The 16,250-nt window shown below is 68.4% G+C and carries 14 protein-coding genes; 7 read left to right on the top strand and 7 right to left on the bottom strand.

Translation table 11 applies throughout. The annotated features are described in order from the left end of the window. Positions 1-87 precede the first annotated feature (87 nt). The 4 genes from ACAM49_RS01370 to ACAM49_RS01355 all read left to right on the top strand — a co-directional run bounded on the left by ACAM49_RS01370 (position 88) and on the right by ACAM49_RS01355 (position 3,887). A complete protein-coding gene (locus ACAM49_RS01370) occupies positions 88-1,416 on the top strand; it encodes a cytochrome P450 (protein WP_369633601.1) in 1,329 nt (442 codons plus the stop codon). Positions 1,417-1,522: 106 nt separating this feature from the next. Further along, the gene (locus tag ACAM49_RS01365; protein ID WP_369633600.1) at positions 1,523-2,563 is read left to right on the top strand and encodes a medium chain dehydrogenase/reductase family protein; all 1,041 of its coding nucleotides are present in this window, start codon (positions 1,523-1,525) and stop codon (positions 2,561-2,563) included. Positions 2,564-2,578: 15 nt separating this feature from the next. Next, on the top strand, positions 2,579-3,346 hold the full coding sequence (locus tag ACAM49_RS01360) for an EI24 domain-containing protein (protein ID WP_369633599.1): 768 nt from the start codon (positions 2,579-2,581) through the stop codon (positions 3,344-3,346). 34 nt (positions 3,347-3,380) lie between these two features. Continuing rightward, the gene (locus ACAM49_RS01355) at positions 3,381-3,887 is read left to right on the top strand and encodes an STM3941 family protein (protein ID WP_369633598.1); all 507 of its coding nucleotides are present in this window, start codon (positions 3,381-3,383) and stop codon (positions 3,885-3,887) included. 9 nt (positions 3,888-3,896) lie between these two features. Here ACAM49_RS01355 and ACAM49_RS01350 read toward each other — a convergent pair whose 3' ends face one another. Then, positions 3,897-4,361, bottom strand: a complete 465-nt coding sequence (locus ACAM49_RS01350; protein WP_369633597.1) for a hypothetical protein — start codon at positions 4,359-4,361, stop codon at positions 3,897-3,899. A 408-nt stretch (positions 4,362-4,769) separates the two neighbouring features. On the opposite strand from ACAM49_RS01350, the gene ACAM49_RS01345 reads away from it, so the two are divergent. Beyond that, complete coding sequence (locus ACAM49_RS01345; protein WP_369633596.1) at positions 4,770-6,251, top strand: flavin-containing monooxygenase; 1,482 nt, start codon at positions 4,770-4,772, stop codon at positions 6,249-6,251. Between the two features lie 3 nt (positions 6,252-6,254). On the opposite strand, the gene ACAM49_RS01340 is transcribed toward ACAM49_RS01345, so the two are convergent. Then, complete coding sequence (locus tag ACAM49_RS01340; protein ID WP_369633595.1) at positions 6,255-6,701, bottom strand: PaaI family thioesterase; 447 nt, start codon at positions 6,699-6,701, stop codon at positions 6,255-6,257. A gap of 78 nt (positions 6,702-6,779) precedes the next feature. Here ACAM49_RS01340 and ACAM49_RS01335 point away from each other — a divergent pair, with 78 nt between their 5' ends. Beyond that, positions 6,780-7,433 carry a winged helix-turn-helix transcriptional regulator gene (locus ACAM49_RS01335; protein ID WP_369633594.1) on the top strand — a complete coding sequence of 218 codons (654 nt, stop codon included), beginning with the start codon at positions 6,780-6,782 and terminating at the stop codon, positions 7,431-7,433. Between the two features lie 10 nt (positions 7,434-7,443). On the opposite strand, the gene efeB is transcribed toward ACAM49_RS01335, so the two are convergent. From efeB to ACAM49_RS01320, 3 genes are read right to left on the bottom strand one after another with little or no spacing between them, the layout of a single operon-like run. Continuing rightward, positions 7,444-8,676 (bottom strand): iron uptake transporter deferrochelatase/peroxidase subunit, encoded by a 1,233-nt coding sequence (gene efeB / locus ACAM49_RS01330; protein ID WP_369633593.1) that lies wholly within the window; start codon positions 8,674-8,676, stop codon positions 7,444-7,446. Positions 8,677-8,698: 22 nt separating this feature from the next. Beyond that, the gene (gene efeU, locus ACAM49_RS01325; protein ID WP_369633592.1) at positions 8,699-10,762 is read right to left on the bottom strand and encodes an iron uptake transporter permease EfeU; all 2,064 of its coding nucleotides are present in this window, start codon (positions 10,760-10,762) and stop codon (positions 8,699-8,701) included. Positions 10,763-10,800: 38 nt separating this feature from the next. Next, positions 10,801-11,286 carry a GtrA family protein gene (locus ACAM49_RS01320; RefSeq protein WP_369633672.1) on the bottom strand — a complete coding sequence of 162 codons (486 nt, stop codon included), beginning with the start codon at positions 11,284-11,286 and terminating at the stop codon, positions 10,801-10,803. Positions 11,287-11,442: 156 nt separating this feature from the next. Between ACAM49_RS01320 and ACAM49_RS01315 the strand changes: the two genes are divergently transcribed. Next, positions 11,443-13,686 (top strand): phosphocholine-specific phospholipase C, encoded by a 2,244-nt coding sequence (locus tag ACAM49_RS01315; RefSeq protein WP_369633591.1) that lies wholly within the window; start codon positions 11,443-11,445, stop codon positions 13,684-13,686. A gap of 3 nt (positions 13,687-13,689) precedes the next feature. Here the strand turns inward: ACAM49_RS01315 and ACAM49_RS01310 are convergent, their stop codons facing one another. Continuing rightward, a complete protein-coding gene (locus ACAM49_RS01310; protein ID WP_369633590.1) occupies positions 13,690-14,439 on the bottom strand; it encodes a hypothetical protein in 750 nt (249 codons plus the stop codon). Between the two features lie 6 nt (positions 14,440-14,445). Further along, positions 14,446-15,870 carry a lipase maturation factor family protein gene (locus ACAM49_RS01305; protein WP_369633589.1) on the bottom strand — a complete coding sequence of 475 codons (1,425 nt, stop codon included), beginning with the start codon at positions 15,868-15,870 and terminating at the stop codon, positions 14,446-14,448. Positions 15,871-16,250 lie beyond the last annotated feature (380 nt).

Below are 16,250 nucleotides of genomic sequence, written 5' to 3'. Positions count from 1 at the left end.
AAATAGGGGCGGACAGAATACGACAATCATTGTGGCCAAGGGAATTTCGTAATTGCGCGGAGTCGATCCAGTGGCGAAGATGGCTGCGTGCTCCAGACCGCGATATCGCTGAACCAGCTGCCTCGGCTTCGTACCCGCCACATCGGCCGGCTCGGCGGACTCCTGCGGCCCGGCACGCACCAATCCCCACTGCTGGACCTGGGAAAACGGTTCGTGGTCTCGGCGCCCGGATTCCCCACCATGCTGGTCACCCACGACATGGACGATGTGCGTGAGGTATTCGCCAACCACGACGACTTCTCGATCGGGCAACTGCTGAGCCGCCTCTCCAGTCACGACCGCATGTTCGGCAAAGAGACCCTGATCTTCCTCGACGGCGAGGCGCACCGGCGGGAACGGCGATTGTTCTCACCGCCCTTCCAGAGCAAGGCTTTGCGCTCCTACGAGGACCTCATGGTGGAGGTGGTCGAGCGTGAACTCCCGAATTGGCCGGTGGGCGAGCCGATCGAGTTCCTGCGAGTCGGCTACGATCTGGCGATCGGCGTGCTGCTCGGCGTCGTCTTCGGCGATGTGGCGCCCGGCCGCCGGGAACGCCTGCGGGACGCGGTGCGGCAGTGGTTCGGCGAAATCGAAAGCCGCGGCTTCCTCGCCGTCACCCTGCTCACCCCGCTCCTCGGCGGCTACACCCCGCCCTATTTCCCGCTGCAGCGCCGCGAAGCCGATGTCGATGCGGTGATCATCGAGGAGATCACCGCGCGCAGAGCCACCCCCGGCCACGCCGAGAACCGCCGAGACATGCTGTCCCGCTATATCGATACCGACCTCGACCAGCACGACGACATCGCCCTGGCCCGTAATATGCGCGGAGTCCTGTTGGGCGCCTACGAAACCACCGCGATCACCCTCGGCTGGATCGCCGCCATGCTCGCCGCGCACCCCGAGGCCATGGCCGAACTCGACGCCGCCGCCGACTCCGGCGACCGAGACCGCCTCGACGCCTACCTCGACGCCGTCGTAGCCGAAACCATGCGCCTGCGCCCGGTCTCCCCCTTCACCGGTCGCCGCGCCCTACGCGACACAGTCATCAACGGCGTAGCAATCCCCAAGGGCGCCATGGTCATCGTCCCCGTCCTCCTCATCCACGAATCCGAACAGCACTACCCCGACCCCCTGACCTTCCGCCCCGAACGCTTCCTCACCGACCGCCCCAACGGCCACACCTGGCTCACCTTCGGCGCCGGCCCCCACCGCTGCCTCGGCGCCCAATTCGCCCTGGCCGAGGCCCGAATCCTCTTCCGCGTAATCCTCGAACACCGCCGCATCGAAACCACCCCCGGCCACCTGGAACCCCCACGCCGCTTCCACACCGGCCTCAGCCCCGCCGACAACGCCCGCATCACTCTCCAGCCTCGCTGATCCCGTATCCAAGTCCGCTGGGGATTGCGCCGATTCAGAGAGTGAGTGTACGGTCACTCATGTAACAGTGACTGACCAATCACTCATAGGCGAAGGGATCGAGACGATGTCGATCAAAACCACCACTGCCCTGGAGATCGTGCTGCCCGGGGAGGTTGAGCCCGAGGGGCTGCTTGTCACGCATCGGGAGATCGCTGCGCCAGGGCGGGGGCAGGCGCTGGTTCGGGTTGAGGCCAGCGGGGTTTCGTTCGCCGAGCAGCAGATGCGGCGGGGGAAGTACTACGACCAGCCTGCTTATCCGTTTGTACCGGGGTATGACCTGGTGGGGACGGTTGCGGCCGTCGGGGAGGGAGTCGATGCGGGGTTGGTCGGGACGCGGGTGGCGGCGCTGACGAAGATCGGCGGGTGGAGTAGCCATGCGCTACTGGATGCTGCCGATTTGGTGCCGGTGCCCGCCGGGTTGGATCCCGCCGATGCGGAAACCTTTGTGGTGAACGGGATTACGGCGTGGCAGATGCTGCATCGGATCGCGAAGGTGCGGGCGGGGCAGACCGTGCTGGTGCACGGGGCCAACGGGGGTGTGGGGTCGACGCTGGTGCAGTTGGCGCGGTTGGCCGGGGCGCGGGTGATCGGGACGGCGTCGGCGCGCAATGCCGAGCAGGTGCGGGCGCTGGGAGCGGAGCCGGTGGATTACCGCGGCGACATCGTCGCGCAGGTGCGGGCGCTCGCCCCCGAGGGCGTGGACGCGGTGTTCGATCACGTCGGCGGGGCGGGCATTGTCGATTCGTTCGGGCTGCTCGCCGACGGCGGGACGCTGGTCTCCTACGGCACGGCCGCCACCAAGGACGATGCGGGCAACTCCCGGCTCCCGGTGCTGAAGCTGATCGGCCGCCTGCTGTGGTGGAACGCGCTGCCCAACGGCCGCCACACCCACTTCTACAACATCTGGGCCGGTAAGCGCCGCCTGGCGAAGTTCCGCACCCAGCTCGCCGAGGATCTCGGCGCGGTGTTGGCGCTGGCCGCGCAGGGAGAACTGACCGCGCAGGTCGGCGCGCGGTTCCCGCTCTCGCAGGCCGCGCAGGCCCTCGCCACGGCCGAATCCCATTCCGTCACCGGCAAGGTCGTGCTCGTGGCGGACCCCCGCTGACAGTATCGTTCCGGCATGCGCGATTTCGGGGCGGGGTTCAGGTACCTCCTGTTGGGACAGCGATGGATGGCGCGGCATCCCCGGCAGTTCTGGTTCGGGGTGTTGCCGGGTTTGATCACGCTGGTCCTGTACGGGGCGGCGGTGGTCGCCATGGTGGTGTGGGGCGCGGATCTGGTGGATTCGCTCACCGGGTTCGCGGACGGGTGGCCCAGTCCGTGGCTGGGATTGTTCCGGGGGTTGTTCACCGTGGGGCTGATCGCGCTGGTCGCCTTGGTGGCGGTGCTGACGTTCACGGCGGTGACACTGCTGATCGGGCAGCCGTTCTACGAGGCGATCTCCGAGCGGGTGGATCGGTCGGTGTCGCCGGACGGTACCGCGCCGGAATCGGGGCTGCCGCTGTGGCGGGAGGTGTGGATCGGGATTCGCGACGGTGTCCGGATCCTGGTGCGCGCTCTGCTCTGGGCGGTGTTGTTGTTCGTGCTCGGGTTCATTCCGGTGGTGGGGCAGACCGTGGTGCCGGTGATCGCGGTGTTCGTCACCGGGTTCTTCCTCGCCCAGGAGCTGACCGGGGTCGCGTTGCAGCGGCGCGGAATACAGCTGCGGGAGCAGTTGACATTGCTGCGGTCACGCCGGTGGCTGACCTGGGGTTTCGGGCTTCCACTGGGGCTCGCCTTCCTGATCCCGGTGGTAGCCGTGTTCCTGATGCCCGGCGCCATCGCCGGGGCCACCCTGCTGTCGCGTGACCTGCTCCGCGAACCGACCGACAGCCTTTCCACAATTTGACGATAACCGCTCTCAACTGCATATTCTTGACCCCGTGCACACCCGTGACGGCGCCGCCACCGTCTATCACTCGTCGAAGCCCCGCATCCTGATGTACGCGGCGGGCGCCTTGTTCTTCATCGCGATCGGCGTGAAGCTCTTCCAGACCGGGGAGGCGAGCGCGATGTTCGTCGGGCTGCTCGCGGCCTTCTTCTTCCTGACCTACCTCGCCGTCACCCTCGCACTGCTGGTTCGGCGCTCACCCGAGTTGGTCATCACCCCCACCGGATTCACCCATCACCGCCGCGGATCGCTCGCGTGGGCCGAGATCGACCGCATTCGCGTCCAGGAGGTCGGCGGGCACCGCTTCCTCGAGGTCCTGCTGCACGACCCGGACGCCTACCTGACCCGCACCTCCCTCGTCAAACGCGTACTGGGACATGCCAATCGGGGCATCGGCTACAGCCCGGTGACGATCTCCACCCGCACCGTCCGAGCCTCGCTGCACGAGGTCGCCGAGGCCATGCGCCGCCACCACCCGGCCCTCCCGATCGAGGCGTAACCGGGCGGGTCACGCCGGGACGCGGTCGGGTCCCTGCAGGATCGCGAGGCGGACGGCCGCCAGCAGCACCGCCCGGTGCGGCAGGCACAGGCGGCCGGGTTCGGGTTCGCCGGCCCAGTGCCAGCCCGAGGGCTCGTCCGAGGTGGGCAGCAGGATCCGGCTGCCGCGGGCGGGAATGGTCACGCCGTGGTCTTGCAGGAATCTCCGGAGTCGTTGCGGGACAGCGTGATACGGCAGCGGCGGGGCCACCAGGAAGGTCCAGCGGCGGTCGCGGGGGTCGGCGATGGCGGGGGCCGAGGGCACCCACGACACCCGGAGCCGGACCTGGCGGGCGAGGGGCTCGGGCAGGGTCAGCGCCTCGATCGCCGCGCCGATGGTGATCAGGGGCCGGTCGGCGAACATCTCGACCGGTAGGCCGTAGCGCGCCCGCAGCAGATGGGCCGATTCATGGGTGGAACAGCACGATTCGAACATCGAGACCTCCATTGGCACGACGAGGGCGCACCCGGCGCCGGAAGGTGTCCGCGAATCCGTGGGGCGGACGCGAAGGCAGACGGAGGTTTCGCGTCGAGCGCGGACACCGGGCGAGTGGAGGCTCATCGTCCGGCACCGGGTGCGAGACATAGTTTCCGCCGGTCACCGTGCCGAGGGGGTGACGCGCGGATGGCATTCGGATGACCACCTGTAAAGCTGTGTCCCCCAACGCCGTCCCGGTCGCGGTGAGATCGCTCACCGGGCCGGCGCCCCTGCCCCGACCGGTCTACCTCGGCAAGGCCGCCCCCGTCGACCGCAACAACCCCGACCTCGGTCGATTGACATCGCTGGCGATTCCAAATACCGTCAGTATTTGAGTTCCGCAGGTATCCAACGAGGAGGTTGGGGATGGGCGCGCCACGGCAGCCTCGTATTGTCGTCATCGGGGCCGGGGTGTCCGGGATCGCTAGCGCTATTACGCTGCAGCGCAATGGGTTTCATGACTTCGTGATGTTGGAGAAGGGGTCCGATGTCGGCGGGGTGTGGCATTGGAACCATTACCCGGGGCTGACGTGTGATGTGCCGTCGCAGCTGTATCAGTTCGGGTTTGCGCCCAAGGCGGACTGGTCGCATGTGTTCGCGCCGGGGCCGGAGATTCAGCGGTATCTGGCGGATGTGGCGCGGCGGCACGGGCTGCTGCGGTCGCATGTGCGGTTGAATTCCGAGGTGGTGGCGGCCAACTTCACCGGGACCGAGTGGCAGGTCGAGACGGCCGATGGGACCCGTTACGAGGCGGACTTCGTGATCGCGGCGACCGGGGTGCTGCATCATCCGGCGGTGCCGGATATTCCGGGGCTCGGGGAATTCACCGGCGATCTGGTGCATACCGCGCGGTGGGACGACTCGCTGGTGACCGACGGGCGGCGGATCGCGGTGCTGGGTACGGGATCGACCGGGGTGCAGGTGGTTTCGGCGCTGCAGCCAAAGGCGGAGCGCATCACCCACTTCGTACGTAGTCCACAATGGGTCATCTGGGCTCCCATGCAGATTCCGCAGCCTGCGTTCGTCGGTGCGGTTCTGAACAAGCTGCCGCAGGTGAATCGCGCGCTGTACCAGGCGGGGATGGCCGGGGCCAAGCTGTTCACCGATGTGGTCACCCGCCCGAGCTGGCGGCGGCGCGCGGTGCAGGAGTACGCGCGCCTGAGCCTGCGGGCGCAGGTCGCCGAACCCGAACTGCGCGAGCAACTTACGCCTGATTACGAGCCACTGTGCAAGCGTCAGGTGTTGTCGGGCACGTACTACCGCGCTCTGCGTGCCCGCAATGCCGAGCTGGTCACCACGGCCATCGACGCGGTGACGCCGACCGGCATCCGGACCGCCGACGGCCGTCACCATGACGTCGATGTGATCGTGCTGGCCACCGGTTTCCGCGCCCACGATTACATGCGGCCGATGAATCTGACCGGGCGCGAGGGCATTTCGATCGACGACGCCTGGGAGAAGGGGCCGCGCGCCTATCGGATGACCGCGATTCCGGGTTTCCCCAACTTCTTCACGGTTCTCGGCCCGCACTCCCCCACCGGATCGATCCCGCTGCACCATGCCGCCGAGGTCACCGCCCGCTACATCACCCGCTGGATTCAGCGTTGGAGCACAGGCGAATTCGACACCGTCGAGGTCACCGAGGAAGCCACCGGGCGCTTCGAATCCGAGGTCGCCGAGGCCATGGGTCCGACGGTGTGGAATACCGGCTGCAACTCCTGGTATTTCACCGAGGGCGGCAGCATCGACCTGCTCCCGTTCGACCGCGCCACCATGGAATCGATGCTCGCCGAACCCGATCCGGGTGACTTCCACCTGCGCACCGTGCCGGCCTCGGACCGCGCCTAGCCGCTACCTCGGGCCGAAGATGGCGCAGGTTGTGGTGGCGTGGGCGTAGAGCTTGCCATCCGCGACGCCGATGAGTTGCGCCTCGGCGGTGGCGATGGTGCGCCCGACATGGATGGTCCGGCCGGTCGCGCGCAGTTTGCCGGTGTGGGCGAAGGCCGGGCGCACCAGATTCACATTGAGCTGGGCGGTGGTGTAGCCGGACCCGCCGGGTAGCAGGGTGCAGACCGCGGAGCCGAGGGCGGAGTCCAGCAGGGTAGCCAGGTAGCCGCCGTGGACGGAGCCCATGGGGTTGTAGAGGTGCTCGCCGGTCTCGCCCTCGAAGATCGCCAGTCCGGGCTCGGCGCCCACGAGTTCGAAGCCGAGGGTGGCGGAAATGGGCGGCTGCGGGCGGCGGCCGTCGATGATCGCGCGCAGGAAGTCCAGGCCGGTTTCGGGGTTCTCGCTGTTCACAAGGCCAAACTAGCGGGCACCCGCGAGCCGGGCGGTACGGAATCCGTACCATCGTGGAATGAGTGGATACGGGCGGTCATGAGTGGATACGGCCAGTTCTGTTCCATCGCGCGGGCGCTGGAGGTGCTCGGTGAGCGGTGGAGCCTGCTGATCGTGCGGGAACTGCTGCTCGGCGAACGGCGGTTCGGCGATATCCAGCGCGGCATCCCGCGCATTTCGAAGACCATGCTGTCCACGCGGCTGAAGGAATTGGAACGCGCCGGTGTCCTGGCTCGCGACGGTGACGGCTACGCGCTCACCGAGGCCGGACAGGCCCTCACGCCGCTGCTGAAGGAGCTCGGCGGGTGGGCGGCGCGCTGGGATCCGCGCGGGTTGCTGCCCGAGCATCTGGACCCCGACGCGCTCCTGTGGGACCTGCACCGGCGGCTGGTGCCCGAAAACCTGCCCACCGCACCGACTCTCGTGGAATTCCGGTTCACCGAACGCGATCGGCGGCCCTACTATCTGCTGGCCAGGCGACCGGACGTCACCGTCTGCGACGAGGACGGCGGGCACCCGGTCGCCCTGCACATCGAGGCGAATCTCGAGGCGCTGACCCGGTATTGGCTCGGCGAGGTGAGCTGGGCGCACCTGCTGCGCGAGCACCTGATCACGCTCACCGGGCCCGCCGCCCTGCGCCGCGCCTTCCCGACCTGGTTTTCGGGATACCTGCTCGCCGCCGAGCCCGCGTGAGCGCCGCCGGTCAGGACAGCAGCGCGCGGGCGTACCAGTCGTTGGCATCGACGACGCCTGGCAGCACGAAGAAGTAGCCGCCGCCGAAGGGCTGCACGTAGTCGGTCAAAGGCTCACCGGCCAAACGGGTTTGGATGGTCTCGAACTGCCGCTGGATGTCCTGCTGGAAGCAGGTGAAGATGTGGCCGGTGGCGAGATTGCCGTTCGGGTCGACGCCCAGATCGTAGTTGTAGGACCGGCGCAGCAGCTGCTGGTTGTCGGTCTCGGGCGTGCGCGGGTTGGCCAGGCGGATGTGGGCGTCGGCGGGGATGACGGTGCCGTCGGGGTCGGCGGCGTAGTTCGGAATGTCGAATTCCTTCGAACCGTCCAGGGGCGCACCGGATTCGCGGCGACGCCCGAACATGTTCTCCTGCTCGGCGATCGAGACGCGGTCCCAGAATTCGACGAGCATGCGGATGAGCCGGACCACCTGGTAGGTGCCGCCCTTGGTCCAGGCCGGTTCGTCCGCGGCGTCGACCCAGACCAGGTCGGCGGCGCCGGAGCCGGTCGGATTGGCGGTGCCGTCTTTGAAGCCGAGCAGGTTGCGCCCGGTGCCCGACGGGCGCGGCGGCGAGTTGTAACCCTGGATCTTCCAGCGCAATTGGAGCGCGCCGCGGGTGTGGCGGGTGATGTCGCGAATGGCGTGGTGGACGGTGTCGGGATTGTGGCCGCACAGCTGCAGCAGCACATCGCCGTGCAGCCACGCCGGGTCCGGGGAATCGTCGGGGAAGATCCGCATCGGGGTCAGGTGCGCGGGCTTGCGATCGGCCAGGCCGAAGCGCTGGTCGAACAGGCTCGCACCGACGCCGGTGGTGATGGTCAGACCATCTGCCGGAATATCCGGACCGAGCACCGCGCTGTCGGCGGGCGGATAACTCGGGCCCGGATCCTGCGGCGCGCCACCGGTGGTGAGGGCGCGGGCGCGCACGGTCAGCGTCTTCATGAGCTCGGTGAATTCCGTGCGATCGGCCGCGGTCACATCGAATGCCGCGAAGCAGGAGGCGTTCTGGCGATCGGCGGGGGCCGGGGTGAGGATGCCCGCCTGGCGTTCGCCGTGGAACGGGTAGGCCGGGGTGAGTGCGGCCTGCCCGCCCGCGGACGCGGCGTCGACCCGGGCACCCTCGACGAGCACGCCCGCGGTCAGGGCGGTTCCGGCCGCGCCCGCGGCGGCGCCGGAGAGGAAGCGGCGGCGGCTGACAGTCATGGTGGAAGTCCTTCGGTGAGAGTCAGTTCGCTTTGGTTTCCAGCAGCCGCGGCACCCGGGCCAGCGACTCCAAGGCCCCGCCCAGCGCGGCGGCCACCGCCTGCCGGGCCGGTTGCGGCGTCTGCGCGGGCGCGCGCCAGCGGCCGTTGTCCCGGGTGGCCAGCAGCGCCGCGCGCAGCTTCTCGAGCTTGGCGGTGAGTTCCGGGCGCAGCTTCGGGTCGCGCTCGTCGACCAGCGGGCCGAGCTGGTCCAGGACCACGCGGGTGACCTCGATATCGGCCAGCGTCATCGGATAGGCCGCGCCGCCGCCCAGATCGTCGAGGCCCGAGAGATGGTCGCGCAGCGCGTCTTCCAGGATCTCGTGGGCGCGAATCGGCAGGGTGGCCGGATCGCCCGCGATATCGGTGCTGGTCAGACCATCTGCAATGGCGGCGATATCGACGCCGAGCTTGTCGACCACGGGCAGCAGCTGCTCGGGGCTCTGGCCGTGCCACAGGCCGTATTCCAGCCGGTGCATGCCGGTGAAGTCCGGATCGTCGACACCGCCCGGCAGGCCGCCGGGCAGTCCGTCGACGCGGGTCCCGGCATCGCCGAAGCTGTTGTAGGACGCGCCGACCCGCTCCCATTCCTGCTGCGCCAGCAGCCAATCGGCCTGTGCGGCGGGGATATTGCGCGCCCTCATATCCCGGCCCACCGTGCCGACGGCGGCGGTGAGCCGGATCAGGACCTGCCGCACGTAGGCCTGGTAGGCGTCATTGGGGCCGCGCAGATCGCTGGTGCGTGCGGGCTTGAAGGCCAAGGGCGCGTCGGTCTGCGGCCCGGTGGCCCGCACGCGCGGCGAGGACAGCGCGGGACGGCCCGACATCAGGCAGACGATGGTGTAGTAGCCCGGATTCAGGGTGGCGGTGAGTTCGGCGGTGGTGCCCGGACCGATGTTCTCGATCTCGCCCGCGACCGCGCCGTCGGCGTCGACCAGATCGATCTCGCCGGACTTGCCCGAGGAGTTGTGCACGGAGATGGTCTGGGTGCCGGTGCTGGCCGAAGTCCATTCGGGCGCACAGGCATCGGCGGTCACGGTGACCGTCTCGGCGGAATTCGGACCGGCCGACGGCAGCAGCGCGATGGCGGTCACGGCGGCGAGCACCGGAACCAGGACCAGCGTCGCCCCGACCAGCACCGGGCGGGGACCGGCGACGCGCTCCCACCAGTCCGCGTGCGCGGCTTCGGATTCCGGCTCGGCCGCAACGGGCGTGGCAGGGCGCTCCACGCGGCCCGCCCGGACGAACAGCGGAATCACCGTGGCCAGGTACGCGATCCACGACACCACCTGCAGCACCGTCATCTTCGGCGAGAGGTTGGTGATGCCGGTGAGAATCGAGACCCACCAGGAATTCGGATCGACATGCGCGGTCAGGTCGAAGGCGATCCAGCGCGCGCCGGGCAGCCAGCCCGCCTCCTGCAGGTCACCCAGACCGTAGGCGAGCACGCCCGCGGCGATCACGATGAGCAGCACCGCGGTCCGGTTGAAGAAGACACCGAGATTGAGCCGCACGGACTGCCGGAACAGCAACCAGCACAGCGCGATCGCCAGCACCAGCCCGACGGCCGCGCCCACCAGCGGCACCGCCGTCGATCCGGCCGCCTTGATGGCGGTCCACACGAACAGCGTGGTCTCGAGCCCCTCACGCCCGACGGCCAGGAAGGCCGTCACCGCGAGCACGCCCGCACCCAGCCCGGCGGCCCGCGCCACCTCGCCGCGCAGCTGCCCCGACAGCGAGGCCCCGGTGCGCCGCATCCAGAAGATCATGGCGGTCACCAACGCCACGGCCAGCACGCTCAGCACGCCCGCCACCGCCGCCCGCGCCGAACTGGTCAGCACAGCGGTCGAATAGGTCAGCACCGCCGCGAAACTCGCCGCCACCGACACCGCGCCGAGGACCCCCAGCCACACCGGCGTGGTCGACACCGGCCGCTCGGCCGTGGACAGCCGGCGCACGGCCGCGAGCAGGATGGTCACCACCAACCCCGCCTCGAGTCCCTCCCGCAGGCAGATCAGCAGATTGGGCACAGCCTCGGCATAACTCACGGCTGCCAAGGTAAGCCACACCTACCCCTGAATGTGTGTCAGGTCCAATTCCGGAAGACGATCCAGCGCATCGAGGTGTACATGAACAGGCCCTCGCCGAGGGCGCCGAGGATGCGGGCGAGGCGGTAGTCGAGGCCGAGGGCGGCGACGGCGCTGGTCACGCCGAGGATGAAGATCAGGTAGTTGAGCAGGACCACTACGACGTAGACGGCGAGTTGGGGGCCGACGGCCGCGTGGGATTCGAAGTTGAGGGTGCGGTTGAGCAGGTAGCTGAGCCCGAAAGCGGTGCAGTAGGCGACGGTTACGGCGATCGGCAGCGGCGCCACCACGTGCAATGCGGTGAGTAGCAGCAGGTCCACGCCGAAGGTGAAGGCGCTCACGAGCAGGTAGCCGACGAAGGTCGGCGCGACGTGCCGCCGCAGCCGGGCCGGGAGCAGCGCGACCACCCGATCGCACACCAGATGGAACCAGCGCACCGCCCGAGGCGTGCGCGCCGACTCCGCACCGTCGCGCATCGTCTCCATCCGCACCAGGCCACGGTGTCATCGCCACATGACCGCCGGGTGATCATCAGGCCAACTCCGCCGGACAGCGAACGCCGACAATGCGAGTTCGGGGACCGGACGGTAGCGTCTGCCGCGCCGAGAGGCTGGGGACGGACGACGGATCGGAGATTTCTGATGAGACGTGGATTCGCCAGAACGAATCGGCGGACGGTACTGGGTTCGATGCTGGCCGCGGGTGCGGCGGGCGTGGCCGGACTGCCCGAGGGCATGGCCGAGGCGCTGGCGGAACCGGGACGTGCGGGCTCACTGGATCAGGTTCAGCACGTGGTGATCCTGATGCAGGAGAACCGGTCCTTCGATCACTACTTCGGAACCATGAGCGGTGTCAGGGGTTTCGGCGACAAGCGCGCCGTGCGGTTGCCCGCGGGCGGTTACGACCCGGTCCTGCAGGCGGCCATGGATACCGCGCTGGCGGGCGGGCCGGGAACCGATCTGGGCAGCGGGTCGGCGGGGACCGGCAGTGCGAGCGGGTCGGCGGGTGGTGACCGCCGCGACGCCTTCCATCAGCCGGATGCGTTCAGCAGCACCGGATTCCTGCTGCCCTGGCATGTCGACACCACCCGGGTGGACGGGCAGGATCTCGGCGATCTGGCGCACGACTGGAACACCACGCACATGGCGTGGGCGGGCGGTGCGTACAACTCGTGGATCGCGGCCAAGTCCAAGATGACCATGGGCTATTTCACCGAGGCCGATATTCCGTTCCATCGCGCCCTGGCCGCCGCGTTCACCATCTGCGACCATTACTTCTGCTCGATTCAGGGACCCACCACGCCGAATCGGCTGTTCCACTGGACCGGCACCATCGACGCGGCCGGGCGCGCGGGCGGACCCGCGGCGTCCAATCCGCCGGATTACCGGCCTGTGTACCGCTGGACCACCTATCCGGAACGCCTGCAGCAGGCCGGGATCTCGTGGCAGGTGTACGCCGACTCGCACAGCGGCAATGCCTTCCTCGGCGACTACGGCGACAACCCGCTGTGGCTGTTCCGGGCCTATCACGACGCGGCGGCCTCGTCCGATCCGGCGGTGCGGCAGCTGGCCGACCGGGCCAAGGTGACCACAACCGGTATGACGCCCGCGCCCGCCGGGGTGGACGGCAGCGATGTCGATTATGCTCTGCGGCAGTTCATTTCCGATTGTGCCGCGGGCAGTCTGCCGCAGGTGTCCTGGGTGGTCGCGCCCGCCGGTTACACCGAGCACCCCGCGTATCGTCCGGCCGACGGGGCCGCCTACATCCAGCGCGTCTTGAAGGCGCTGTGGGACAACCCGAAACTGTGGGAGTCGACGGTCCTGCTGGTCAACTACGACGAGAACGACGGCTTCTTCGATCATCTGGTGCCGCCGACCGCGCCGCCGGGCACTCCGGACGAGATCCTGCCGTCGATCGAAATCACCGGGACCGACCTGAATTCCGGCTCGGCGACGCTGGGCATGTCATCGGGTTCGGCGGGGATGGACACGCTCATCAGCCGTGCCGGGGCACTGCTGGGCGGGAGTTCGCCGATCGGGCTGGGGCCGCGCGTGCCGATGCTGGTGATCTCGCCGTGGAGCCGCGGCGGCTGGGTGAATTCACAAGTGTTCGACCACACTTCGGTGCTGCGCTTCCTCGAACAGTGGACCGGCGTCTTCGAACCGAACATCTCGGCGTGGCGGCGGGCCGTGTGCGGCGACCTGACCAGCTGCTTCGATTTCGGCAAGCGCGACACCAGCATTCCCACGCTGCCCGACGCCAATGCCGAGCGCGCCCGCGCGGCCGGGCAGACGAACCTGCCCAAGCCCACTCCGCCGTCGCCGGGCGGGCAGCAGATGCCGGTGCAGGACGGGGGTCGGGCCAAGGCGCGGCCGCTGCCGTATCAGCCGGTCGCGTGGCTGGAGGTGGCCGGGTCGACCGCGACGGTCCGGTACGGCAATCAGGGTTCGGTCGCCATGCCGTTCCAAACCTTTGCCTACCATGACAATTCGATCCGCCAGACCGTGGTGGACGCGGGCGGCACGGCCCAGGAGCGGTTCCAAATCGGCGGCTCCTACGACTTCGCGGTCCACGCGCCCAACGGATTCCTGGTCGAGGCCTCGGGCACGACCGAAACCGCCGCCCTCGCCGCGACGGCCGCGGTCGGCGGCAGCGCCGGTCAACCCACTTTCGTTGTCACCGTGCGCAATTCCGGTGCATCGGCGCTGACCGTCCAGGTGGGCGGCGGTTCCGCCATGACCATCGACGCCGGAGCCGAACGCGATATCACCGCGCCGCTCGACCAGGGCTGGTACGACCTCACCCTCACGCTGGCCGGAAACTCCGCCTGGGTCAGGCATTTCGCCGGTCACCTGGAGAACGGCAGCGCGAGCAGCACGGCGTGACGGTCAGGATTCGAAGGCGGCACGCCATTCGGGCAGGGCGTCGGGATCGGCACGCAGGTATCTGAGCGACTGCTTCATGTAGACGCGGGGATTCGTATCAAGATGGCGTGCCCACGCCGGTTTCGGATCCCCGCGCATGACGGTCCAGCAGGCCAGCGCATAGCCGTACATCGGCTGGGACAGATAACCGAGACGCTGCCAGCGCCAACCGCGACTGTTCTGCGAGAACTGGAACGCCGCATTCGCATTGAAGACGCCGAGCCCCAGGAACACGGTCGCCAGATCGGTGAGCTGCTCACCGTCGTGCCGCTCGGGGTCGATGCGGCGCTCCCCCACCAGGCGTTCGTGGGCCAGCTCATGGGCGATCGTCGCCACCAGGGTGATCGGCGACCGCAACCGCCCCAGCTCGAGCGACACCACCGACCGGCCGTGTTCGACCCGGTAGTGCCCGGCCTCGTGGCTCGGCGATCCCGCCAGGTACGGGAGCTGATCGGAGAGGCTGGGGCCCACCGAGTCGAACTCCACCACAATGCGATCCCGGCCCACACCCATGTACCCGGCCACCCGATCGACCACGGCCAGCACCTCCGCGTGGGACCCGCTGTAGGCATCCGGGAAGAAGTCCGAGGTGGGCAGAACCACCGGCGTGCGCAGGGTGCGCGGACCGAATTCCGCCGCGCACCAGCGCAGCATCTCCTCGACCCAGATCCGCTCCAGCTGATCCACCGGAGCGCGCGGCCGGAAAAATCCCATGCCGCATTATGTCCGCCGCGCGACCGGAGCGCGCCTCGAGGAAATCGGCGGCGCGTACTCGCTCACCACGGCGCGAACCCACCACGCGTGGGTGTCGAGGAGCTCGCGGACGGTGGTGAAGCGGTATTCGTAGAGCCGGGCGCGGACCCAGCGGGGCGGCGCGTCGGGGAAGGGATTGTGGCGCAGCAGGCGCAGTGTCGCCGGGTCGTTGCGCAGCAGGCGTTCGAGGAATTCGCCGAACCAGGGGCGGGCGTAGGAGGGCGAGTGGGCCGCGAACCAGAGCAGCCAGTCCAGGCGCAGGTGGTAGGGAGCCCATTGGCGTGGAAGCCGGTGCGGGTCACCGGGTTTGCCCTTGAATCCGTACTCGCGCCAGTGCGTGTGGTCGGTCAGTACCGAATCCTCGGTGCCTTCGATCACCACCTCGTAGCGGACGCGGTCGATGCTGCCGAACGCCCCGAAGGTGTTGATGAGATGGAAAGGATTATAGGACTGGTTCATTCGCTGACGGCTGGACAGCATATTGCGGACCGGCAGATAGCTGAGCACCACGGTGATACCGGCGAATGCGAAGACCAGCACCGTGAACCATAGCGGCGAATTCGGCATATTCGGTGCCGCAGCGGGATTCGATATCGCCGAGCACGCGAGCACGATGGTCAGCCAGTTCAGCCACGCGAAGTTGCCCGACAACACCAGCCACAGCTGCGTGACGATGATGATCGCCGCCGCCATGCTCGCCACGGGTTGCGGCGCGAACAACCCGAATGGAATCACCAGCTGCGCAACATGATTGGACGCCACCTCGATCTTGTGCAGCGGCTTGGGCAGGTGGTGGAAGAACCAGCTCAGCGGCCCCGGCATGGGCTGGGTCTCGTGGTGGTAGTACAGGCAGGTCAGATCCCGCCAGCACCGATCGCCCCGCAGCTTGATCAGCCCGGCCCCGAACTCCACCCGGAACACCAGCCACCGCGCCAGCCACAGTGTCAGCACCGGCGGGGCCACCTCGTCGTTGCCGAGGAAGATCACCAGGAATCCGGCCTCGAGCAGCAGTGATTCCCATCCGAACGAGTACCAGACCTGGCCCACATTGACGATCGACAGGTACGCGGCCCACAGCAGCAGCCACACCGCCATGGCCGCCCACAGCGGCAGCAGATCCGCCACCCCGGCCACCAGCGCGGCCGCCACCAGCGCCCCGCTCCAGGCCACGGCCGCGAAGAACCGATCGGAGTAGTGCAGGTGAAACACGCTGGGCGACAAGCGGAACGGCCGCCGTGCCACATAGCGTGGCACCGGCAGCATGCCGTGCTCGCCGATCAGCGCCTTGAACTGCCGGGCCGCCGCGACGAAGGCGATCACATAGACGGCCGCGACCCCGCGCTCGACCACCTGCCGAGCGAGCCAGTACTCCGGTGCGATGAACCACTCCATCCCGCGCCTCCTGCGCCGGTGCATGTGGCATACCCGTTCACCGGAAAGCCTACTCAGCGCGGGACGAAAGGGCAGGTCAGGGACGCTTGCGGGCGGATCAGTGTGGAATGAAGGCCGTGACTATGCCGACGATATTGGCGATGATGCCGGTGACCTGGCTCGTCATACTCAGCGCGGACGAACCCAACTGGAGGATTTCGTTACTCATGAGGCCTCTTCCTAAGACTGCGTCGTGATAGGGAGGGACTGCCTGTTCGAAATCACTCGACAGCGTAGGCCGTCGGAGGCGGCCTGATCGCCCGGCCGGGGTCGCGGCGGCATCGCGGTTTCGACACGTTCTCGCGGCAACACATTCCGGCTGGTCGGCGCTGCCCCGGGCG

Source organism: Nocardia sp. JMUB6875, assembly GCF_041154655.1.
Lineage (GTDB): Bacteria > Actinomycetota > Actinomycetes > Mycobacteriales > Mycobacteriaceae > Nocardia.
Note: the sequence above shows the minus strand (reverse complement) of the source record. Positions and strands in the feature narration are given on the sequence as shown.